This is a genomic window from Anaerobutyricum hallii DSM 3353, assembly GCF_000173975.1.
Taxonomy (GTDB): Bacteria; Bacillota; Clostridia; order Lachnospirales; family Lachnospiraceae; genus Anaerobutyricum; species Anaerobutyricum hallii.
This window is the reverse complement of record NZ_ACEP01000080.1, coordinates 13,185-35,431: the sequence shown is the minus strand read 5'-3', so window position 1 is coordinate 35,431 and position 22,247 is coordinate 13,185. Positions and strand designations below refer to the sequence as shown.

Here is a 22,247-nt window from a genome sequence, read left to right as displayed (position 1 = left end):
CGGTCACATATAAGATTGAAGCATCTGTATACGATACCCTTATTCGATTTTCGTCAGCTTTCTAAAGCATCTTAAACATGTTTCTGTCTATGTCCAACCCGAAGTCTCGCCATCGCACGGGAAAGGGAAGCCTGTGTATGATAATACTCCTGAATACTCTGTTTCTGACGTATTTTTTCCAAAGCTCTCTCCTTTGCTTCCTGTGCTCTTGCGATATCGATTTCCTCTGGGCGTTCGACACTTTCTACTAAAAGAGTGACACGGTTATTAACAATTTCGATAAAACCGATGCCGACTACAGCATACTGCCATTCCTCTTCCCCTTCTGGAAGGAAACGCATCTCTCCTTCATTGACAGCAATAACCATGTTTTCATGATGTGCCAGTACTTCTTTTTGTCCGTCATATCCCGGAACGATAACAGACTGGCATCTTCCTGTAAAAAATACACGGTTGGCGGATATGATTTTTAAACTAAATGTATTTGAAGCCATATCTACCCCTCCTAGTTTGCTGCTTTCATTTCCTCAGCTTTTTTCTTTACATCCTCGATTGTTCCGACATTGAAGAATGCATTTTCCGGATATTCGTCCATCTCACCATCAAGGATTGCCTTAAATCCACGAATGGTTTCTTTTACTGGTACATAAACACCTTTGATACCGGTAAAGTTCTCTGCTACATGGAATGGCTGGGAAAGGAATTTCTGAATCTTTCTTGCTCTGAATACGACTGTCTTATCTTCGTCAGATAATTCTTCCATACCAAGAATAGCGATGATATCCTGTAATTCTTTGTATTTCTGTAATGCTTCCTGTACCTTTCTGGCTACTTCGTAGTGTTCTTCTCCTACGATATCGGCCTCAAGGATACGGGATGAGGATTCGAGTGGGTCAACGGCAGGATAAATACCCTGTTCTACAATCTTTCTTGAAAGTACAGTTGTTGCATCCAAGTGAGCAAATGTTGTTGCTGGAGCCGGGTCAGTTAAGTCGTCGGCTGGTACATATACTGCCTGTACACTTGTTACGGAACCGTTCTTTGTAGAAGCGATTCGCTCCTGTAATTCACCCATCTCTGTTGCTAATGTTGGCTGATAACCAACGGCGGAAGGCATACGTCCAAGTAAGGCGGATACCTCGGAACCTGCCTGTGTAAAACGGAAAATGTTATCAATGAATAATAACACGTCCTGTTTCTTTTCATCTCTGAAATATTCTGCCATAGTCAGTCCGGTTTCTGCTACTCTCATACGGGCTCCAGGTGGCTCGTTCATCTGTCCAAACACTAAAGCTGTCTTAGCAAGAACGCCGGATTCTCCCATTTCTGTCCAAAGGTCATTACCCTCTCTGGAACGCTCTCCTACACCGGTAAAGATAGAATATCCGCCATGTTCTGTTGCGATATTACTGATCAATTCCTGAATCAGTACGGTCTTACCTACACCGGCACCACCGAACAGACCAATCTTACCACCTTTTGCATATGGCGCAAGAAGGTCGATAACTTTAATTCCGGTTTCAAGAATCTCTACTGCCGGGTTCTGTTCTTCGAATGTCGGAGGTTCTCTGTGAATTACCATCTTTGGAGCGTCTTTGATAGGCTCTCCGTCATCGATTGTCTCACCAAGTACGTTAAAGAGACGGCCTAATGTTTTCTCTCCAACAGGTACTTTGATACCGCTTCCCTCAGCAGTAACTTCCATATCTCTGTGAAGACCTTCACTGGCTGCCAGCATAATACATCTTACAACGTGATTACCAATATGCTGTGCAACCTCCATCACACATTTTTTATCTCCATTTTGTACTTCGAGAGCATCTCTGATTGCAGGCAATTCTTGATTTTCAAATTCAACATCGACTACAGGTCCAAGAACCTGAATAATTTTTCCTGTTTTCATCAAAAAAGCCTCCTTATATTATTTCCGCTTTTTATTTCTTCTTTTTCTTCTGCGACTTCGCTCCGGCTATTACCTCCGTAATCTCCTGCGTGATCGCAGCCTGTCTGGCTCTGTTATATTCAATATCCAGTTCTTTTAACATTTGTTTCGCACTGTTTGTCGCACCTTCCATTGCCATCATTCTGGCATTCTGCTCACAGGAAAATGCTTCTACTAACGCACCATACACAAAACCTACTACATAGTTTGGAACGATGTGGTCCATAACCTCTTCAGCAGAAGGTTTTAATGCAAGTCCCTCTAATGGGATATCAATCGGAACTGGAATCTTAAAGTCTGTTTTCTTCAGTGGCAGGAGCTGGGCAACCTGTGCCTCCTCCTGCATTGCATTTACCATTGTTGTATATATAATGTAAAGTTCATCAAGTTGATTTTCATGGTAAAGCTTTAATAAATCCTCGGCAATTCTTCTGGCACGGCTTAAAGATGGATCCTGAACAACGAAATGGAACTGTTTATCAATATTAATTCCTTTCTGTTCAAAATAATGCCGTCCTAATTCACCGAGAACAAACAGTTTATAATCATCTCTTTTTTCAAGTTCTTCTTCTGCAAGTTTTAAAATATTATGATTATAAGAACCAGCCAGTCCCTTATCTGCTGTAATGACGATATAACCGGCTTTTCTCTTTCTTTCCGGAATTTCTGCATTTGTCTTAAAATAAATGCTGTTCATATCTGGAAGATGTCTTAAAATTCGGCTCATTTCAGACTGAAGGGTATAGAAATACGGCTCTGTGTCCGCTAACATTTTTTTTGATTTTTTCAGTTTGGAGGAAGAAATCATATACATTGCATTTGTAATTTTCAATGTATCTTTGATACTTCGCATCCTGTCCTGAATTTCTTTTGCACTTGCCATACCAACACCTGCCTGTTATTTATCAGTGTATTCCTTTGCTGCTTCTATAATCTTTGCAATTAATTCATCAGTTAAATCTTTCTTTTTCTCAATTTCTTTTCCGATTTCAGGATGTTTGAGATCAAGATAAGAAAGAATATCTTTTTGATATTTCTTTACTTCTTTTGGCATAACGATATCAAAGATACCATTGTTTGCAAGACATAATGTAATTACCTGCTCATGTAAGGATAATGGATGGCATAATGGCTGTTTTAACAGTTCCATGATTGCACGTCCATGTGCTAACTGTGCCTTTGTTGCATCATCAAGGTCTGATGAGAACTGGGTAAATACCTCCATCTCTCGATACTGTGCCAGGTCAATACGAATACTTCCGCATGCCTTCTTCATTGCTTTTGTCTGTGCTGCTCCACCTACACGGGATACGGATAAACCAACGTTTACCGCTGGACGCATACCTTCGAAGAAAAGATTACTCTCTAAGAATATCTGTCCATCTGTAATAGAAATTACGTTTGTAGGAATGTAAGCAGATACGTCGCCGGCCTGTGTCTCAATGATTGGAAGTGCTGTGATAGAACCTCCACCAAGCTTATCACTAAGACGGCTGGACCGCTCTAATAATCTGGAATGTAAGTAGAATACATCTCCAGGATAAGCCTCACGTCCAGGAGAACGCTCTAACAGCAGGGAAATCGCACGGTATGCTACCGCATGTTTGGATAAGTCATCATATACGATTAACACATCTTTTCCCTGATGCATGAAATATTCTGCTAACGCTGTACCTGCATATGGTGCAATATACTGCAGGGATGCAGGTTCACTTGCTGTAGAGGATAAAACGATAGAATAATCCATTGCGTCATATTTCTCTAAGGTATTTACAATCTTGGCAACGCTGGATGCCTTCTGTCCAATTGCAACGTAAATACAGATAACTCCTTTTCCTTTCTGGTTAAGAATCGTATCTGTTGCAATAGAAGTTTTACCAGTCTGACGGTCACCAATGATTAACTCACGCTGTCCACGTCCGATTGGGAACATGGAGTCGATGGAAAGAATACCCGTTTCCATTGGGGTATCTACTGACTTTCTCTCAATGATACCAGGTGCTTCTTCCTCAATCGGACGATAACCATCTGCCTTAATCTCTGCGCCGCCGTCAATTGGCTCACCTAACGCATTAATTACTCGTCCAATGTATTCGTTACCAACAGGAATACCTGCTTTTTTCTTTGTTCTAACTACTTTTGTTCCTTCTTTGATTCCAGTATCACGTCCGAAAAGGATTACACCAATCTCGTTCTGACGGATATCCTGAACCATTCCTTTTACTCCATTATCAAAAACGACAACCTCACCGTACATCGCATGGTCAATACCATAAACAGTAACGATTCCGTCACCTACATATATGACCGTACCTGTCTCTTCACTTGTGTTGTCCACATCAAAATTTTCGATTTCACTCTGTATAATAGAGATTATATCTTCTGCACTGATTGCGCCCACAAGATTCACCTCCCTGTTAATTTTCTTTCTAACCGTCTGAGTTTACCTTCATAACTGTGGTCATACTCTTCATAACCGACACGAACAACATAACCACCAAGAAGGGAAGCATCTGTCTCTTCCGAAAGAACAACCTTTTCATCTGGATAAATGCTCTCTAACTGCTTCTGAATTGCTTCTTTTTCTTCTTTTGCCTTGTCATCTGCATAAATGACTTTTGCGTGAAGAATGTGATTCATTTTATCCCAGTATTCATAATAGCAGTTAAAAATATCTGTGATCTGTCCGATTTCACCAATCCGGCACATCATCTTCATAAAATTCTCAAGAAGTTCCGGCATTCCACTCTGTCTCGCAATTTTGTCAAGCACTACCTCTTTCGCTTCCTCTGAAACAACTGGATTTGTCAGAGTCTCGAGAAGGAAAGGGGCCTTCGTGAAAATTTTATGGGCTTCTTCTACATCGCTTCTTGAAATATTCAGACGGTATAATACTTTCGCATTATTTACTGCCTTCTGCGTCATGGGCCTCACCTGTCTCTATAATCTTTCTTGCGGCGATAAGTGCAAGTTTCGCAATCTCACCCTGCACTTCCTGCTGTGCCTGTTTCTGTTCTTTTTCGATATCTGCTTTTGCTTTCTCGATCATTCTGTCCGTCTTCGCCTGTGTCTCAAGCACTGCTTTCTCATGCTCTTCTTTTGCCTGATCTCTTGCTGCAAGAATAATCTCATCGGCCTTTACATTTGCCTTCTGTAATTTTTCTTCATAATCAGCCTTTAACTGAAGGGCATCATCCTGCGTTTTTTTAGCAGAATCAAACTGTCCCTGAATCAATTCTTCTCTCCGATGAATTACATTCATAACCGGTTTATATAAGAACTTACGAAAAATCGCATATAATACAAGAAGATTTATTACAATCATTACCATATTCCATGGATTTATATTAAGCATATTCTTCGTCCGCCTTCCTTTTTCATTAAAAATCTGTAAGTTTCCAAATAGCCTTTTAAGCTTTTATTATTTAAGGAAAAGGATGATTAATAATGCGATAACGAAACCGTAAATAGCTGTTGCCTCTGCTAACGCACAACCAAGTAATAATGCTTTACTGATCTTACTTTCTGCTTCCGGCTGTCTTGCGATTGCATCTGTTGCGGCTGCGGTAGCTTTACCGATACCGATACCTGCTCCAATACCTGTTAATACTGCAACTCCTGCTCCAATTGCTACAAATAATGCTGATGACATAATTACAACACTCCTTTTCTTTTCTCTTTAAATTTTTTGTTGTTTTCTTATTCTGTCGCTTCCTTAATAAACAACGATGTAAGGAATACAAATACGTAGGCCTGAATCAAACCATCAAAAATATCAAAGTAACAGCTAAACACTGCCGGTAATACTGCCGGAACAATTAACTTTAATAATTCCATGATAACGAAAGAACCAAGTACGTTACCAAAAAGTCGCATGCACAGAGATAATGGTTTAATAAAAATCTCCATAATATTGATCGGTAAGATAATTGGAATTGGTTCCGCAAAACTCTTTACCCATCCTTTTGCTCCTTTTTGTCTGATGCCGGCTACCTCAATTAAGACAATACTCATAAATGCTAATGCCGCCGTCACGTTCATGTCTTTTGTCGGTGGTTTAAAACCAAGCAGTCCGATAAGATTGGCAATACCGATGTAGAGGGTCACTGTCATAAGATACGGTATATATTCCGCTCCATGTTCTCCCAGTGTGTCCTTGAAGAAATTGTGTCCGCCGCTTACGATTGTTTCCAGTATGATCTGTCCACGACTTGGATTTTCTACGCTTAAATTTCTGGTTAACGCTATACAAAGTACCAGAATGACCGCCATGATGATCCATGTTACTACTACAGATTCTTTAACCGGGATTCCTCCGAGTACCGGAATCGTAAAGACAGTGTCGCAATTCAACTCTTTCATCAGTTCATTGACCAGAGCATCCATCTGCCACACTCCTTCCTGATTCTTATATTGGTGACAATCTTCTTTGCTACCCTATTTAATAGGAAGAGATTGTTCGCCCTGAACCATTGCTACACATTCTACCCCTCTTTTTATTTATGTGGAAATGTTTTATATTTTTATCTATCATGTAAATTTTACATAGTGCAAAGATTTCTCATATAAATACGATTTTTTTATTCAATTTGACAAAACGATTTGTATGAATATGAGAAATCTTGTCAGAAATCAGTCAGATTTGATAAAGAATGTTTAAGAAAAAAAGAAAGAATAATTACAAATTATTATAACAATTCGGACATAATTCTTAAAATATAGAGACTATTTTTATTTTTTGAAAGTCTGTATATCTCTGAATCACTATAAATTAGCTTTCAATCATAATTGTTATATCTTTATAACATACCTGGAAATTTCTTTAAATAATCACGCTTTGTCTTTTAATTTCGTTTCAATATAATTATTTATAAATTGCTTTAATGCATTAGCTGCTATACTAAGCGGTGTTCTTTTTGACTCCACAAGGCAGATCTGTCTTTGTGGGATTTTCTCTATAAGGGGTACTTTTATTATTTTCCCATCTTCTAAGGCTTCTATACCTACATTTTCTGGTAAAAAACCTACTCCAAGATCATAGACAACCATCGGAAGAATCTGATGAATTGTTCCGGCTTCAATATCTGGATTTAACTTTAAACCATATCTTTGATAAAAATTACTGAAAAACTCATATGACTTTGTTCCTCTCCCAAGACAAATGAGTGGATAATCCTGCATCTTTGAAAGATGTATCGGCTTCTCACATAATTCTTTATGCGAGCTGCTCACTACCATTACATCTGAAAAATCCATCAAAGACGTAGATTTTAATGTAGCAGGGATATCGGCCGGTGTAGATACTACTGCCAGATCAACCAGACCATCTTTTACTTCCTGAATCGTCTCCGGAGTAGAATGATTGGAAAGGCGGATGCGGATACCCGGATATGCTTTTCGAAAGTCTGCCATTACCTGTAAGATCAGCAAATGTAATGCGATCTCACTTACACCAACGGTTATAATTCCACTCTGCAGACTTTTATCATTCGCCAGTTCTAACTCTGCCAGTTGAAAATGCTGATATGCAATTGTTACATGCTTGTATAGCTTCTCCCCTTCTCTTGTAAGTGTTACTCCTCTATTTGAACGAATAAACAAACGACAGCCAAGCTGATTCTCCAGATTATTCATAAAATGCGTAATATTCGGCTGGTTACTCATCAGAATCTCTGCCGCCTTTGAAAAGCTTTTATATTTAGCCGCATAATAGAATATGCGATAGTAATCGTATGTAATTTCCATTTGTGTTTCCTCCTTTATCTCGTCATTTGACAGACGAAACTAAGCTAATAGATATATGGCAGCTGTTCCGTATCACTGCGCTCATAATGCTCGCCCGCATTATGAACTTGCTCAAAAGTGGCACTATTCCATATCCGATTTCTATCTCTGAAGAAGAAAGGGGATAGTAATCCAATTTAATCCAGCATTCCTTTAGAGCGTGTTTGAAAAATGCTTTCTGCAAGATGTGCGTTACAATTTGCGGGAGATTTCGCCTGAATGAGGGCGGCGTAGCGGGCTACGTCAACCGAATGAAGGCAAAATATACCGCAAATTGGGGCGTGCAGGTTGCAGGAATGATTTTTCAAACACGCTCTAGTATTTCTATAAACAGAAAACTCTAAACATCTTATCTTGGCAGATGCGGCTTCGGAGCAAGTGCTGGATGCGAGCGCAAAAGCAAACATTCAACACGCAGCGACTATAAAGCAGCTGTCAAAATAGGATGTTTAGAGTTTTCGTCTGTTTATACAAAATGCTGCTTGATTATCGGATTTAATCTCTTTGTTAATATCCCGCTTAAGATTCCGATTAAGATTCCGGCTACGAGTCCAGAAAGGATTAAAATTGGGAGATAGTAGGCTAATGCCTTTGTTTCCAATACAATCATGGCAACGATAATCTGTCCTACGTTGTGGAATATGCCGCCTGCTACGCTTACTCCTACAGAAGAAAACTTCTTTGTTTTCTTTAAGAGTGCCATAACTAGCATACTCATTGCCGCTCCTGCTGCACTGTAGACCATTGCGAATCCGCTTCCAAAGAGGAATCCTGATAATAGGATTCTAAGTACGGAAATCAGGCAGGCTGCAGGGACTCCTACTATATAAAGAAGAAGCATTGTAACAATGTTTGCAAGTCCAAGCTTTACTCCGGGTATTCCAAGATTAATCGGTATAAGCTGTTCAATATATCCTGCTACTAAAGCAAGCGCAAGAAACATTCCATAAAAAGCTGTCTTTTTAGCACTCATATGCTATCTCCCATCTATTTCTTTTCCCATCGTCCGGAAGCACCGCATGGAAGAACAAGTCCATTTGCACTGACAGGAAGACCAACCTCATCTGCACTGACTTTTCCACCATGTTTTTTCGCAACTGCTGTTCCTAACATATAGGAAAGAACGGCAGGCTGTAATCCTGTTGTATAGGAATTGATTAAGAAGAACAGCGGGTCTTTGGAAAGAAGCTTTTCACAAAGACATACTAAAGAATAAATCTTCTCCTCAATCTTCCAAATCTCTCCCTTTGGCCCACGTCCATAAGATGGTGGATCCATAATAATTCCATCGTAATGATTGCCACGGCGGATTTCTCTTTCTACGAACTTCACACAGTCATCTACAAGCCAGCGAATCGGTGCATCACCAAGACCAGAAGCAACCGCATTCTCCTTTGCCCAGGTAACCATTCCTTTTGAGGCATCTACATGAGTTACAGATGCTCCCGCAGCTGCGGCTGCAAGTGTTGCTCCACCAGTATAGGCAAATAAGTTCAATACTTTTACTGGGCGGCCTGCCTTCTTAATCTTATCAGAAAACCAGTCCCAGTTGACTGCCTGTTCTGGGAAAAGCCCTGTATGTTTAAAACTGAATGGTTTTAAATGGAAGGTAAGACTTCTATAATGAATATCCCACTGCTTTGGAAGATCAAAAAACTCCCACTCTCCGCCACCTTTTTTGCTTCTGTGATAATGTGCATTTAAATGTTTCCAGTGTTTATCTTCTTTTTTTGTATTCCAGATTACCTGAGGGTCTGGACGAAGAAGGGTGTATTTGCCCCAGCGTTCCAGTTTTTCACCTTCGCTGCAATCTATGACTTCATATTCTTTCCAGTTATCTGCTAACCACATATTTTTTCCTCGCTTAATTTAAATCTAATTATGAAAATATTCTAATCGCTATAGTTTTCCCTGTCAATAGAAACGAAACTTAAAATACCTTTATTTCAGTTTTTCACACTCTTTTTTCAGAAAATGTACTGCAGCTTCTGCTTCTTTTCTAGTGATTCCTTCTGGTGAATACACCGCTTTCTGGCGAATCCTCATACAAAGATGTAACTTTTTCGGTTCCACTTCTCTGTCAAAGGTACGAAGTCTTTTTTCAAAGGTTCTTACACGATTATCTTTTATTTTTTCTTTTCCATATATTGTTTTACACAAAATATCGTACCAGAACATAACTGCCTGACTATACTTTTGCTGTTTTAAAAGTTTATCTGTTTTATAATTTCGGTATACTTTTTGCAGTCGTTTTCTAAATACAAAAAGCAAAAGACCTACTATGAAAATAAAGAAACATAGAATATACAGGATTTTATGAACCGTTCTTCCACCTTTGCTTTGCTTTGAGCGATTCTGTGGAATCTGCTGCGGTGTTTCTACTGTTTTCTTTTCTGATTTCTTTTCTGTTGTCTGTTCTTTTTCCTGCTTTTTTTGTTCCTGCTGTTTTTCTTGTTTCTTCTTATCGTCATTTTCTAAAGATTGATCTGACGAACTTGAATTACTTACCGCAGTTTCCTGTGTCTCATAATACGGTGTTCCCATAATGTTTTCATATTTAGGAGTAACTTCTACCGGAATCCATCCTATTCCATCCAGATAAATTTCCGGCCATGCATGCGCGTATTTTTGTGAAACAGTCACCGTCTCTGCCGTTCCTGCCTCTTTTACCGTTTCCGGTGTAAGAAGGTATCCTTCCACATAACGGGATGGAATTCCATAATAACGAAACATCATTACTGCTGCCGCCGCATACTGCACATCGTATCCTGTTTTTTTATCTTCAAAAAACCATTGGGCAAAATCTTCATCTTCCGAGATACTTCCTGGATTTTCATTATAGGTAATCGATGTTTTCATGAAGCTTTTTACCCGGTTTATAATTGCTAATACCGATAGATTACTTTGAAGACTCCCTTCTGTTGCAGAAGAAATCAATGTTTTTGTTTCTTTATTTAAGAAAAGACATGTTGCATTTACATATTCTTTATAGCTTTCCGTCATTTTTTTTGAGGAAAGATTCTTATCCTCCGTCTTAATATTGGTAGACGATTTCAACTTTCCAGCCATTGTTTCCATTGCTTTAAAAGAATATTCTCCTGCTCCTTTTATTCCAGAAGCGAATATATTCTCTGTTTTATTAATCGCTGCCGTCCCTTCTTCTTCATATATTGTTGGTAAAACAGCACTCTCATAAGGAAGATAAAGATACTTTCGATTCGCCCCTACATTTTTTACAGATAAACTGTAAAGAGACGGATCTGTTTTCCCTTCCGAAAGCTTTTTCTGCCTTACAAAATGATACATTACTGTATTTCCGTAAAATTCTTTATTATGAAGCCATAATAAAGATTCGTATGCCTCCCGGTCAGAAGCTGCAAGCATACTCCTGTCTGAGCCAAAAATATTCCAGTTATTTGTACTTGCTTTCCAACAATTATTCTCATAAGTTGTTCCAACAAATCCTTTCAGATAATAACTGTTTTTCTTATAAATATTTACTTTAAGAGCCTCTTCACCTGTCCGCTTCATCTTCTTTGCCTTTGTAAGCTGACCTTCCGGAAGAACAGATACATCCTCTTTATATCGTTCTTTATTCCACTTCTTTTGAATTGCCGACATCTGTCCGGTATTTGTCATTCCTGAGAAAGTTCCTAAAAGAAGTAAAATAATAAGAATTGAAGTTCCAAGTACTCCTCCCCAAAAAGACGGAGCAAAGAAAAAGAAACAAAAAATGAGAAAGCTTAACACTGCAAACAATTCTGGCCGAACTCCCCATACAAAAAATGGAAAAGCAAAGCAGATCGCTACGGTAAAAAATAAAATACAAGGCTGGACTTTCCACAACAATGCCATAAAAAGAATAAGCCACAAAGTTATCCCCAATATTCCGACAACAAATGGAAAAAACTCCACATTTCCTGTCTGCATATCTACCGATGTATTTTGAATTATACGATGAAAAATATTTTTGCTCTGTCCATAATCTGCCAGATAATCAAAGACTGTTCGGGAGAAAATCAATAAAGCTCTTCGAATATTCTCCATAGAAAGAATGAAAAATGGAACAAAAAAATACAAACCGCTTATAAAAACCGTAAAACCTTTTCCAACAGATATCCCAACGAAATACAATAATATAAAAAAGGCTGCCCCGATAAAAAGAGCAACACCTGCTGTATCCATTTCAAAACGATCGGCAGCATACCAGATAAAACATAACAGCGCAGCAAGCCACACATACCCGGCCCGCATCATTTCTGCCCAGCCAAATCCACTCTGATGATTCAATTTTTTAATGTGAAATGAGTTTTTATGCTCCATAATCTACACTCCTGTACGCTGTCAAAATCCGATCAATATCCTCTCCCATGGTTTCTGCCGAAAAAATATACGGTACTAACGCTTCCCCTTCTTCTTTTCTTGCTTCCCGTCGTTCTAATAATAAAGTCAGGTTCCAGTCATCGAAAACTGCCTGTTTCTCGTTCCAATACTCTGTAATATAAATCACTTCTGAAAACTGTTCTTTTCTTTCTTTTTCAAAAGAATCTATCGTTGCATTCCCCTGAGAAAAAAACATACTTTGAAATACATGGGCATACACTTCTTCCAACTGCATTGCATTTGCCACATTGTAAAAATTCCATCCATCGGTCTTTTTATCCCACCAACAAAGACAATGCTTCTGTCCTTCCTGTGCCATATGCTGTGAAATAGAAAAAAATGCTTCTAACAACCCGTCAATCATAGCAGCATCCAGCTTTTCTACCCTTGTTTCGAGAAAAATAAGTGGCATCCGCATCATAGGAACTTCCACTTCTTTTACCATATATTCATCTGTTTTTCCTGTTAGCTTCCAGTGAATTAACTTCATGGAATCTCCATCAACATACGGACGGATTCCAAAATATTCCCCCGGACCATTTCCCTTTTTACCACTTTGTTCCTCATCAAAAAAAGAACAGGCAGCTCCGCTGTTTTGTACTGGAAAATGCAGTTCCGTTGTTTGTGGCAGAATCATTACCACCTTCTCCTGATTTACATATGTTACCTTTTTCATACATCCAAAAAAGCTGTACAGTTCCACCCGCAAAATCGTGATTTCCAAAAATCCCATATATTCCGAATCTATAACAAAAGCAGCCGCACCATTTTTTCGTCCCGCTGCCCTGATATTCATAGAAAATATTTCCTTTTCCCCACTAATCGTCTTCTTTACCTGTAAAAAAACTTTCCCAGATAAAACAGGGAACACTCCTGTATTGCTGATACAAAGTCGTCCGGTAATTTTTTCTTCCTTTTGCGCATAGGCAGGAATAATCAGATGAGTAGAAACTTCTTTTGGAAGATAAAGATTATAAATGACAGCCACCAGCAACATAATTCCTAATGCCATCCCGGCAATCTTCCCTGTTGTTCCAGAAAGAAAAATGACTAACGCAATCCACAGTAACAGACAGACAATCCCGCTAATTCGATTCATCCATAATCTTTTTCGGGTCATCTTCTTCCTCCTGCCGCTCTTCGATCTGGCACATGTACAGTGGCACAAATTTCATCCATAATCTTATCCACATCTTTCCTCGATAACCTTGCTCTTGACTTTAATACCAGACGATGACGGAAAACATCTTTTACAACATCCTGAACATCTTCCGGCACAACATAATCTCTGCCAGCCAAAAATGCACTCGCTTTTGCCATTCTGCACAAGGCCAGAGATCCTCTTGGGCTGACACCCAGCTGAATCATATCATGTCTTCGTGTCGCATCAGAAAGCATTGCAATATACTGATAGATTAAAGAAGAAACCTTAATCTCATTCACTTCCTTTTGCATAGAAAGTAATTCTTCTTTTGAGATAACCTCATTCACATCATCTAATGGATCACTCACCTTTCTCTGACTCATCAGAATCATTTCTTCCTTTATTGTTGGGTATCCCATAGACAAAAGAACCATAAAACGATCCATCTGCGACTCCGGAAGCATCTGCGTACCCGCAGAACCAAGCGGATTTTGCGTTGCAATAACAAAAAATGGTTCCGGTATATTTCTTGTCACACCGTCTACCGTCACCTGTCCTTCTTCCATAACCTCCAAAAGTGCTGACTGTGTTCTACTTGAAGTACGGTTAATTTCATCTGCCAGCAGAAGGTTCGTCATAACTGCTCCCTGACGGTATTCAAACTTTCCACTCTCCTTATTATAATAGTAGAAACCGACCACATCCGATGGCATAACGTCCGGTGTAAACTGTATTCTTCGATAAGAAAGTCCCAAAGCCTTTGAAAAAGCCAGCGCCATAGTTGTCTTTCCCACACCAGGTACATCTTCAAGCAAAACATGTCCACCAGAGAGAATCGTCATCCACACCTTACGGATGACCTTTTCTTTACCAATAATTACTTTATTCACTTCTTCTATAATCAAATTCGCTTTATTCAAAAAATGCTCCTTTCCTGCTGGGACGGCAAAACTGAATTTTATACACAGATTACTGTCCATTATAACACGAAAAAGTTTTTTTGATATAGTAATTTATCCGACAGATAAAATCAGGAAAATTCTTTAATACAATATTCTAAATATCACAAACAATATCACAGCCTTTACTACAAGCATTGGTAACCATAGCTTTCCCCAAAAACCATTATGTGTGTTTTGCTTTGGACATTTTCCGATACATTTTCCACAGGAGAAACATTCTCCGGATGTCGCATTATCCCCTTCTTTATCCGATGGTATCTCAAGGTTTGCCGGACATACTAAATTACACGCTTTACAATTTGGAATACAGTTTTCTCTGTTTCGTTTGATTACAGAAAATGGTAACACCGGCATCAGAGAAAATACTGCCCCCATTGGGCATAAGAAACGGCAGAAAAATCTTGGTTCCAATGCCATTCCTGCTGTAACCAATAAAAAGAGACCTGTTCCTATAAGACTGTCTGCCATCTTTAACTGATGAAAACGGGAAAATGCACTGAACGGACTATGTACAGCAACGGCACTACTGTAACCTTTTATGCAAAGAAGCAGGACAACAAGCAGTACAACATATTTTAAATACCGGAGTATCTTTCCCTCTTTTGAAAAACATTTCAACGGTTTCTTTTTTCTTTTTTTGCAAACCATAGATGAAATAAAATAAACGAAATCACCCCATGTTCCAAATGCACAGGCAAAACCACAGAAAAATCGTCCAAATACAATGGTAAAGGCCAGCAATACAACAAGTGTCTGTACAAAGGAATTCCACTGCAGACTTGCACGCTGTGTAATTTGTTCTACAATTAATTTTATTCCGGTAAATGCAGTGGAAAATAACGCTGGATAGATGATAAAAAATACTGCCCGTATCATCACTTCTATGATTGTCTGCACCGATATTTTTTTCTTTTTCTTCATTATTTAGCTGCTCCTTCTAATGCCTGTCCTACTGCATTCTTTATTCCTGTAGATGAATAGGTTGCTCCGCTTATTGTATCAACCTCTGTCGTCTGCTTATCAAGTATTGTCTTCACAATATCTTTTGCCATTGATAAATAAGCCTCATCTTCCCCACTTGCTTCTATAATATCTATCGCACTAATTTTCTTCCCGGATACCGTTACTTTTACTTTAATTTCTCCGCCAAATCCCTGCGAACTTCCAGTATATGTTCCATCTTTATACGTTCCTGCCTGACCGGCAGATGCACCATCGGTCCCTAACTTTCCAGAATTTTTTGCCGCTTCAAGAATATCCTCTTTTTCTCCTTGAAGCTGATTTACCTGGCTTTTTAATTCTGCAATTGTGGCTTCTTTATCACGACTGTAAATCACAGCCTGATATCCTGCTAAAAGCCCCAGAACGAGAATAAGATCACATAAACGGATTAAAAAGTTTTTATACTTCATTCGTTGTCCCTTCTAAAATGCTTTCTATTGTCTTTTATAAATTTTCTTACTATTTTAAATATTCAAATAACTTTTTCTTAAATAAACGCAAAAGCTTCTCTTTTCAAAATTACTTCTTTGCCGCATTAAATGCCTTCTGACATGCATCTTTAATTGCTTTAGAAGAACAGGTGGCTCCTGCTACAGTATTTACGCCATCTGCATTTCCATTTGCTATAATTTTAGAAATCATTCCTTTCTTTGCATCGTTTGTATATGCTTTATTCGTTGAATTTGTATTTGCGGTAATGTTGGAAATTTCTGTAATTTTATCTTTTTTAATTGTGATATCCATGGAAATCGTATACGGATCAAAATCCTCATCTTCATCCGGCTCGCAGGTTATGCTTACTTTGTATGTTCCATTTTTGTAGTTTTTCCCTTCGTCTGGATTTTCTGTTGTTTCTTCTTTTTTCTCTGTAGTCGTTTCCTCTTTCTTTTCCGTTGTTGTCTCTTCCTTTTTCTCTGTGGTCGTTTCCTCTTTCTTTTCTGTTGTCGTCTCTTCCTTTTTCTCCGTTGTTGTCTCTTCTTTCTTTTCCGTAGAAGAACCATTTTTCTTTGCTTTTGATAAAGCATCATTTACCGCATTAAAAATAGCATGGGAACTGTATGTTGCTCCACTGACAGCATCTACTCCGCTTGTTCCGTTTTTAGAGACAATAAGTGATGGAAGATTCTTAATCTCATCTCTGCTCATAAACTGTTTCAGGTTGGTTCCTTTTGCTGTAGAAGAAATCTCCACCGCAGAAATCTTTCCATTTTTAATCGTTACATTTGCCGTTACACTATATTCCTTAAACTGCTCTCCCGAACAGGCCGCACTTCCGGTATAGGTGCCGTCTTCATACCCTTCTGCCGGTGCTGCAATATTATTGTTGTTATTATTGCTGTTAGAACCACTGTTTTTTTTCTTATTTTTTTTATTTTTCTTCTTTTTCTTTTTCGTACTGCTTTTTCCTGTTTCTGCCTTTGAAAGAGCATTTCTTACTGCGGTAATAATTCCATTGGAACTATAGGTTGCTCCGGATGCCACATCCACATTTGTAGTCTGTCCGCTGATCATCTTTGGGATAATTCCTTTTGCCTTACTAAAATAGGAAGCAGTTTCTCCTGATGCGCTTGTTACATCGATCGCGCTGATTTTTCCATCTTTTACTGTTACTTTTACAGAAATAGTTCCACCAAATCCTTTGCCCGAACCAGTGTAAGTTCCATCCTTCCATGTACCGGATTCACTTACTTTAGAAACACTCGGAGCCGAACCACCTGCATTACCTGCGTTCGCTGCTGCCGCTGTCGCATTATTAGACTCCGTTCCAAAAAGTGCATTTTTTACTGCACCGATAATTCCATTTGAACTGTATGTTGCTCCGGACACGACATCTACATCTGTACTCTGTGCCGTAAGCATCTCATCAATAACCCCTTTTGCACGCTGAAAGAAAGAATCCGTCTCACCTGGAGCACTGACAACATCAATCGCTGTCATCGTCTTTTTGCTTACAGTAACATTTACTGTAACTTTTCCGCCATATCCGTTTGCAGAACCTTTATACGTTCCATCTTTTACATCAATAGCCCCCTTCTTTCCCTTCTTTGTTGTATTCTTTTTCGTTGTTTCTGCCGTTGCTGCCCTACTTTCCTTCGCAAGCGCTTCCTTAATCTGACTGATGTCTTCTGTCTCTGAAGCTTCATACTTTTTTGCCTGTGGGGTTTTGTATCCGGTAAGTACTGTCACCATAAGAACCGCCAGGCAAACCGCCGGAATTATCGCTGTAATTCCTTTCACACCTGAAACCTTATCACCAAGACTTTTAAATTTTTCAACATATTTTTTCCACTTTTCTCTCATCATATCTCCCTTTCTTTTTGAATGTATTCTTGTATTCCTGTACTCTTGTATTCTTATATTCTCGAAATCTTTTTGTACTTGATTTTATGAGAAATTTTTTGTATCATTATTTTTTTATTATCGTAAAATCAGACTCACTGGTAAAATACTCTGCGAGTCCCTCTGAAACTAGAATGCTTCCGTCATCTTTTACAAGAATCGTGTCAAACTCATCACTGTGTTCTTTCCAGTATTTCTGTGCTTTTTCCGGTCCCATAATGAATAATGATGTGGACAAACCGTCTGCAAGTGTTCCGTCATCTGATACGATCGTAACAGAAGTCAGACCATTATTTGCCGGATATCCATTAGCCGGATCAATAATATGATGATATGTTTTTCCATCCTGCTTAAAATAACGCTCATATCCCCCAGAAGTAATCACTGCCTTATCCTTTATAGAAAGCACTCCAATATAACTTCCCGTATCTGCCGGATTCTCAACCGCCACTCTCCAGTCAGAACCATCTGGCTTTCCGTTTAGTGTCTGCACATTACCGCCAAGACTGATCACTGCACTAGAAATCCCATTTTCTTTAAAAATATCCATTACTTTTGAAGAAGTATATCCTTTCGCAATTCCACCAAGGTCAATCTTCATTCCTTCCTTATTTAAAGTGACCTCCTGTTTTTTCTCATCATATAAAACGTGATCTGCTCCCATCAGTCCCCTTAACTTCTTCAGCTCTTTCTTTCCTGGAACACGATAGTTCTCCGTCGGGAATCCCCACGCCTGCATAATCGGATAAATCGTAATGTCAAACACTCCATTCGTGCTGTCATAAATCTCTTTTGAACGCTTGATCAGATATCCTGTTGTTTCTGATACCGAACCTTTTCCATTCTTATTAATCTGCGAAACTTCACTGCTGTCAATTCCCGTAGAAACAAGCTGTTCAATATTGTTAATCTCATCAACCGCCGCATCTAATGCTTTCTTGGCATTTTTCCCGTAAGCCGTTAAAGTCATATACGTATCCATCGCAAAAATATCTCGTGATTCCGATTCGTCCTCTTCGTTTTGGGACTTACGATCTGTATCCACTTCTGCCTGTGTTGTCTGCTCCACAGCCTTTCTACTATCATTCTTACTTTTCTCTGTATCTCCTGATGTTCCACATCCGGAAAGCATTCCTGCAGTGAACACAGTGGTCAGTAACATCACAACTGCTTTTTTTCTAAAATTTATCACAACAATCCTCCATTATCTTGAAACTTACTTTTATTAGTTCTTTCTAACTTTATACATTATATAGAAAATATTCTGACAATGCAATTTTTTTATAAATAAATGAGAACTTTTTTCATTAATATATATACAGTTTGACACAGCTAATAATAGTATACTATTATATTTTTCGTTAGAATAAGCTAACTCAAATACCAATTATAATATAAGGAGGAACTTATGAGAAACAAATTACTTGTAGCAGGTACTCTTGCTCTTGCAATGACTTGTACTACTGTATTTTCCAGTATTACTCCAGCAGTTGTAAAAGCAGCAAGTGTATCTACAGTACAGACACAGACAGCAGAAAATAGTGATGACTACGTTTACTGCTATGCAGGCCTGACATGGGCTGAATATTGGAAGGCTGAAGGAGTTTGGGCAGCCGGAGATACCACTTCTTCTGATACAGCTGATTCACACGGTGAAAAAGATAAAGGTGCCTTTGATGCTGTAACAAGAGCTACCGCTAATCACGGTCTTCATCGCGGAAGTTATCAGTGTACTGCGATTATTGAAGGTGAAAAGGGAACTTATAATATATCTCACTGGACAGATGCTAATACTGCAATCCTCACTAATGGAGAAAAAATCACCTTTACTAGGGGCGCAATCAAAACCAGTGATGGCACTGAAGATACTATGAAAGATTATAAAGTTTATGGTCTTAAATATGTACCTGTTGCAGTAAAGTCTTCTGATTTTGAAGCTTTCAAAGCAAAATATTCCGTTGTAGAAAATAACGGTACCTTAATTGGCGGCTATGGAGAAAAAAATCTACAGGCTTATAACAACGTTACTGCATCTGTTGATAAGGATACCAATGGCCTAAAGACTGCCGAAAAGCAGAGTGATGGTTCCTTCACATTTACCCAAAGAAGTAACGGCTCTTCTTCTGGTATTAAAGATAAGACTCTTAAAACTGCTGATTTAAACAATATGGGAGCAACTGTAAAGGATGCAAGCGGTAGCTACGGTGAATTTCTTCGTGTAGATTTCACAAAAAATTACGGCGATCTTGGCGCTAATATGCAGGCTGTAAAATGGACCTACTATGGAAATGACAGCACACGTTCTAAGGCACTTGCCACTTACGGAACAAAGTTTGCTGCTGATAACTGGATGCATAAAAGTATGGGAATCCAGTTAGGTCTTACAAATTCTATTCGCTGCCAGCTTCCAAAAGGATATGACGGAACTGGCTACTGGAGTTTAACCATTTATGCTCTTGGATACGCTGATTCTACATATAACTTTGAAGCTACTGATGCAAACATTGTAAAACCTGACACAAATGCTGGCGATACAACTGAGTTAAACAAACTTGTTTCTTCTGTGGAAGAGTTAAAGAAATCAGATTATACAGAAAAAAGCTGGAATAGCTTCGAAACAGAATTAAATGAAGCAAAAGACATTTTAGCAAAAGAGACTCCTACTCAGGCAGAAATCAATGAAGCAGTTGAACATCTTACAGCCGCTAAAAATGCTCTTGATAAATATGAATACGGAACAGCGAATCTTTCTTATGCAGACTTCTATTACGGAGAATTAAATGACGTAAAAGAGGATACTACTTTAGACCTCACTTCTGATAAAGCCGCTTCTTATCGTGAAAGTGGTATGTATGATGCAGTAAGTAGTGCAACAACTAATAAATATAAATCTTTCTTCTCCAGTACGTATTCAGAAGATAATGCAAACGGACAGGGTGGCTCTATTATCGGTATGAAAGACGTAAATATCGCTGTTCCAACTTCATTATATGAAAATGCGAAAAAGGCTATTTCCGAAAACAAAGAATGCAGCAACAAATTATTGGAAATTATTGGTTCTATGAAATTATCTGATAATGCACCATCTGAATATAAAATCTTAAATGGTGATGGTACTTTGACAGCTATGAAATCTGAGGTTACCGAAGATACTTCTGATACACTTACTATCAAAACACAGTCTTCCTACGGACAATATGAAGTAGATCCTGTAACTTCTGAAAACAGCCCTCTTTCTAATTTAAGTGCTAAAGATTCCTTACTTGGTATCATCGTTGAAGACGAAGATGGCAAGAAATACGGTATGGAGCATCTGGAAAACATCTGGATTGGAGGCAAATTCTCCTTTGCCGTAACAGATGGATTTAAAGAAAAGCATGGAAACACAATTGATTATAATCGTCATGAAGCTTTACAAGGTAAAACAATTAAAAAAGTTACTTATCTTGTAAAAAACGGTGCTGATATTGTTATTAATACTAACTTAAAATGTAAAACTTTAGCTGGTTCTGACAGCATTAAAGCTACCGCTAATGATAACTTTAAAGATGGTGCAACCGTTTCTGTTGATACTACTGCTGTTCCTTCTGGTTCTAATTATACTTTAAGCAGCGTAAGTATGGGAAAAACTGTCCTGACAGAAGGTACAGATTATACATACGCAAACAATACTCTGACGATAAAAGCTACAGATAATACTGGTGTGGGTTCCTATTCTATGGTATTTACAGATGATACTTACTCTGATATTGTAGCCTCCTTCACATTAGAATCTGGCTACAAGACTGGAGATATCTCCATTAATAAAAATAATCAGGTTACTCTTCCTGCCGGTGTCAACTTTAAAAAATATGTAAATAATATTACATCTATTAAAATTAATGGGGTAGAAAAAACAGGAAAAGGCGGAATTAAAGCTACTGATTTATTTGATGCAGACGGAAACATTAACTTCAATGCAGCAATTAAAGGTAAAGATGGTTCTTCCACACCTGTATTTGCAGACAAATCTGCTTCTTACACAATAGAGCTTACATCAACCGGTTACCCATCTGTATCTGGAACTGTACAGCTGAATACTTCTATCCTTGAAGCTTCCATCAAAAAAGCAGAAGCACTTGATAGCAGCAAATATACTGCTGAAACCTGGAAAGCACTTCAGACTGCTTTAACAGAAGCAAAAGAAGCAAAATCCGCTAACACACAGGCAATTGTTGATGCTGCAAACACAAAACTTACAGAAGCTCTTTCAGGCTTAAAAGAAAAAGCTGTTACTCCTTCTAAACCTGCAACGCCTTCTAACCCAGACACAACAACAACTAAAAAACCTGCTACTAAACCAGCATTAAAGAAATCAAACGTAAAACTTTCCAAACCTGTTCTTAAAGTTGGAAAAACAACAAAGAACAAAGCAAAAGTTACATGGAAAAAAGTTAAGAAGGCTACCGGTTATGAAATCCAGTACACAACAAAAGGATTCGGTAACAAAAAAGATACAAAAACAATTAAAGTTTCCAAGGCTAAGATCACATCTGCTCAGCTTAAGAAACTGAAAAAGAAAACAAGATATAAAGTCCGCATCCGCGCCGTATATACAAAAGCCGGATATCAGTCAGCTACATCAAAATGGTCTGCAATAAAAACTGTGAAGACAAAATAATAATTGTAGATTTCGTGTAGACGAAAAAAG

The 22,247-nt window shown here is 38.5% G+C and carries 21 protein-coding genes; 2 read left to right on the top strand and 19 right to left on the bottom strand.

Features of this window, described 5'->3' with window-relative positions:
• Nucleotides 1-71: 71 nt before the first annotated feature.
• The 10 genes from atpC to EUBHAL_RS16810 all read right to left on the bottom strand — a co-directional run bounded on the left by atpC (nt 72) and on the right by EUBHAL_RS16810 (nt 7,992).
• Nucleotides 72-494, bottom strand: coding sequence for an ATP synthase F1 subunit epsilon (gene atpC / locus EUBHAL_RS07630; RefSeq protein ID WP_005347491.1), 423 nt, complete (start codon nt 492-494; stop codon nt 72-74).
• A gap of 11 nt (nt 495-505) precedes the next feature.
• On the bottom strand, nt 506-1,903 hold the full coding sequence (gene atpD / locus EUBHAL_RS07625) for a F0F1 ATP synthase subunit beta (RefSeq protein WP_005347489.1): 1,398 nt from the start codon (nt 1,901-1,903) through the stop codon (nt 506-508).
• 31 nt (nt 1,904-1,934) lie between these two features.
• Nucleotides 1,935-2,825 (bottom strand): ATP synthase F1 subunit gamma, encoded by an 891-nt coding sequence (gene atpG / locus EUBHAL_RS07620; RefSeq protein WP_005347486.1) that lies wholly within the window; start codon nt 2,823-2,825, stop codon nt 1,935-1,937.
• A 15-nt stretch (nt 2,826-2,840) separates the two neighbouring features.
• Nucleotides 2,841-4,352 (bottom strand): F0F1 ATP synthase subunit alpha, encoded by a 1,512-nt coding sequence (gene atpA, locus EUBHAL_RS07615; RefSeq protein ID WP_005347483.1) that lies wholly within the window; start codon nt 4,350-4,352, stop codon nt 2,841-2,843.
• Complete coding sequence (gene atpH, locus EUBHAL_RS07610; protein ID WP_005347481.1) at nt 4,349-4,867, bottom strand: ATP synthase F1 subunit delta; 519 nt, start codon at nt 4,865-4,867, stop codon at nt 4,349-4,351. The genes atpA and atpH overlap by 4 nt, the downstream gene beginning before the upstream one ends.
• Nucleotides 4,845-5,267, bottom strand: coding sequence for a F0F1 ATP synthase subunit B (gene atpF / locus EUBHAL_RS07605; RefSeq protein WP_242648763.1), 423 nt, complete (start codon nt 5,265-5,267; stop codon nt 4,845-4,847). The genes atpH and atpF overlap by 23 nt, the downstream gene beginning before the upstream one ends.
• A gap of 96 nt (nt 5,268-5,363) precedes the next feature.
• Nucleotides 5,364-5,594 (bottom strand): ATP synthase F0 subunit C, encoded by a 231-nt coding sequence (gene atpE / locus EUBHAL_RS07600; RefSeq protein ID WP_005347476.1) that lies wholly within the window; start codon nt 5,592-5,594, stop codon nt 5,364-5,366.
• A 47-nt stretch (nt 5,595-5,641) separates the two neighbouring features.
• Nucleotides 5,642-6,328 carry a F0F1 ATP synthase subunit A gene (locus EUBHAL_RS07595; protein ID WP_005347473.1) on the bottom strand — a complete coding sequence of 229 codons (687 nt, stop codon included), beginning with the start codon at nt 6,326-6,328 and terminating at the stop codon, nt 5,642-5,644.
• A gap of 444 nt (nt 6,329-6,772) precedes the next feature.
• Nucleotides 6,773-7,687: a LysR family transcriptional regulator gene (locus EUBHAL_RS07590; protein ID WP_005347471.1), complete on the bottom strand. Its 915-nt coding sequence runs from the start codon at nt 7,685-7,687 to the stop codon at nt 6,773-6,775.
• Between the two features lie 176 nt (nt 7,688-7,863).
• Nucleotides 7,864-7,992 carry a DUF6783 domain-containing protein gene (locus EUBHAL_RS16810; RefSeq protein WP_334290888.1) on the bottom strand — a complete coding sequence of 43 codons (129 nt, stop codon included), beginning with the start codon at nt 7,990-7,992 and terminating at the stop codon, nt 7,864-7,866.
• On the opposite strand from EUBHAL_RS16810, the gene EUBHAL_RS16805 reads away from it, so the two are divergent.
• The gene (locus EUBHAL_RS16805) at nt 7,942-8,070 is read left to right on the top strand and encodes a DUF6783 domain-containing protein (RefSeq protein WP_334290887.1); all 129 of its coding nucleotides are present in this window, start codon (nt 7,942-7,944) and stop codon (nt 8,068-8,070) included. The genes EUBHAL_RS16810 and EUBHAL_RS16805 overlap by 51 nt on opposite strands.
• A gap of 122 nt (nt 8,071-8,192) precedes the next feature.
• Here the strand turns inward: EUBHAL_RS16805 and EUBHAL_RS07585 are convergent, their stop codons facing one another.
• From EUBHAL_RS07585 to EUBHAL_RS07545, 9 genes are all read right to left on the bottom strand, one after another.
• Nucleotides 8,193-8,699: a Gx transporter family protein gene (locus tag EUBHAL_RS07585; RefSeq protein WP_005347468.1), complete on the bottom strand. Its 507-nt coding sequence runs from the start codon at nt 8,697-8,699 to the stop codon at nt 8,193-8,195.
• A gap of 14 nt (nt 8,700-8,713) precedes the next feature.
• Nucleotides 8,714-9,577 (bottom strand): class I SAM-dependent methyltransferase, encoded by an 864-nt coding sequence (locus EUBHAL_RS07580; protein ID WP_005347466.1) that lies wholly within the window; start codon nt 9,575-9,577, stop codon nt 8,714-8,716.
• 90 nt (nt 9,578-9,667) lie between these two features.
• Nucleotides 9,668-12,049 carry a transglutaminase-like domain-containing protein gene (locus EUBHAL_RS07575; RefSeq protein WP_005347465.1) on the bottom strand — a complete coding sequence of 794 codons (2,382 nt, stop codon included), beginning with the start codon at nt 12,047-12,049 and terminating at the stop codon, nt 9,668-9,670.
• Nucleotides 12,039-13,229, bottom strand: coding sequence for a DUF58 domain-containing protein (locus tag EUBHAL_RS07570; protein WP_005347464.1), 1,191 nt, complete (start codon nt 13,227-13,229; stop codon nt 12,039-12,041). The genes EUBHAL_RS07575 and EUBHAL_RS07570 overlap by 11 nt, the downstream gene beginning before the upstream one ends.
• On the bottom strand, nt 13,226-14,233 hold the full coding sequence (locus EUBHAL_RS07565) for an AAA family ATPase (RefSeq protein WP_005347461.1): 1,008 nt from the start codon (nt 14,231-14,233) through the stop codon (nt 13,226-13,228). Before EUBHAL_RS07565 ends, EUBHAL_RS07570 begins: the two co-directional genes overlap by 4 nt.
• Before the next feature lie 63 nt (nt 14,234-14,296).
• A complete protein-coding gene (locus EUBHAL_RS07560) occupies nt 14,297-15,136 on the bottom strand; it encodes a 4Fe-4S binding protein (protein ID WP_005347459.1) in 840 nt (279 codons plus the stop codon).
• The gene (locus EUBHAL_RS07555; protein WP_005347457.1) at nt 15,136-15,627 is read right to left on the bottom strand and encodes an FMN-binding protein; all 492 of its coding nucleotides are present in this window, start codon (nt 15,625-15,627) and stop codon (nt 15,136-15,138) included. The genes EUBHAL_RS07560 and EUBHAL_RS07555 overlap by 1 nt, the downstream gene beginning before the upstream one ends.
• A 109-nt stretch (nt 15,628-15,736) precedes the next feature.
• Nucleotides 15,737-17,521 (bottom strand): FMN-binding protein, encoded by a 1,785-nt coding sequence (locus tag EUBHAL_RS07550; protein WP_081452278.1) that lies wholly within the window; start codon nt 17,519-17,521, stop codon nt 15,737-15,739.
• A 103-nt stretch (nt 17,522-17,624) separates the two neighbouring features.
• On the bottom strand, nt 17,625-18,749 hold the full coding sequence (locus tag EUBHAL_RS07545) for an FAD:protein FMN transferase (protein WP_005347450.1): 1,125 nt from the start codon (nt 18,747-18,749) through the stop codon (nt 17,625-17,627).
• A gap of 216 nt (nt 18,750-18,965) precedes the next feature.
• Here EUBHAL_RS07545 and EUBHAL_RS14805 point away from each other — a divergent pair, with 216 nt between their 5' ends.
• Entirely contained in the window at nt 18,966-22,217 is a 3,252-nt protein-coding gene (locus tag EUBHAL_RS14805; protein WP_005347448.1) for a penicillin-binding Tp47 domain C-containing protein, read from the top strand.
• Nucleotides 22,218-22,247 lie beyond the last annotated feature (30 nt).

Excerpts from the sequence above, each read along its gene's own strand:
- EUBHAL_RS07565 (WP_005347461.1), bottom strand. The coding sequence starts at position 14,233 with ATGGACAGTAATCTGTGTATAAAATTCAGTTTTGCCGTCCCAGCAGGA.
- EUBHAL_RS07590 (WP_005347471.1), bottom strand. The coding sequence starts at position 7,687 with ATGGAAATTACATACGATTACTATCGCATATTCTATTATGCGGCTAAA.
- EUBHAL_RS07560 (WP_005347459.1), bottom strand. The coding sequence starts at position 15,136 with ATGAAGAAAAAGAAAAAAATATCGGTGCAGACAATCATAGAAGTGATG.
- atpC (WP_005347491.1), bottom strand. The coding sequence starts at position 494 with ATGGCTTCAAATACATTTAGTTTAAAAATCATATCCGCCAACCGTGTA.
- EUBHAL_RS07570 (WP_005347464.1), bottom strand. The coding sequence starts at position 13,229 with ATGACCCGAAAAAGATTATGGATGAATCGAATTAGCGGGATTGTCTGT.
- EUBHAL_RS07550 (WP_081452278.1), bottom strand. The coding sequence starts at position 17,521 with ATGATGAGAGAAAAGTGGAAAAAATATGTTGAAAAATTTAAAAGTCTT.
- EUBHAL_RS07555 (WP_005347457.1), bottom strand. The coding sequence starts at position 15,627 with ATGAAGTATAAAAACTTTTTAATCCGTTTATGTGATCTTATTCTCGTT.
- EUBHAL_RS07595 (WP_005347473.1), bottom strand. The coding sequence starts at position 6,328 with ATGGATGCTCTGGTCAATGAACTGATGAAAGAGTTGAATTGCGACACT.
- atpE (WP_005347476.1), bottom strand. The coding sequence starts at position 5,594 with ATGTCATCAGCATTATTTGTAGCAATTGGAGCAGGAGTTGCAGTATTA.
- EUBHAL_RS07585 (WP_005347468.1), bottom strand. The coding sequence starts at position 8,699 with ATGAGTGCTAAAAAGACAGCTTTTTATGGAATGTTTCTTGCGCTTGCT.
- atpD (WP_005347489.1), bottom strand. The coding sequence starts at position 1,903 with ATGAAAACAGGAAAAATTATTCAGGTTCTTGGACCTGTAGTCGATGTT.
- EUBHAL_RS14805 (WP_005347448.1), top strand. The coding sequence starts at position 18,966 with ATGAGAAACAAATTACTTGTAGCAGGTACTCTTGCTCTTGCAATGACT.
- EUBHAL_RS07580 (WP_005347466.1), bottom strand. The coding sequence starts at position 9,577 with ATGTGGTTAGCAGATAACTGGAAAGAATATGAAGTCATAGATTGCAGC.
- EUBHAL_RS07575 (WP_005347465.1), bottom strand. The coding sequence starts at position 12,049 with ATGGAGCATAAAAACTCATTTCACATTAAAAAATTGAATCATCAGAGT.
- atpF (WP_242648763.1), bottom strand. The coding sequence starts at position 5,267 with ATGATTGTAATAAATCTTCTTGTATTATATGCGATTTTTCGTAAGTTC.
- atpH (WP_005347481.1), bottom strand. The coding sequence starts at position 4,867 with ATGACGCAGAAGGCAGTAAATAATGCGAAAGTATTATACCGTCTGAAT.
- atpG (WP_005347486.1), bottom strand. The coding sequence starts at position 2,825 with ATGGCAAGTGCAAAAGAAATTCAGGACAGGATGCGAAGTATCAAAGAT.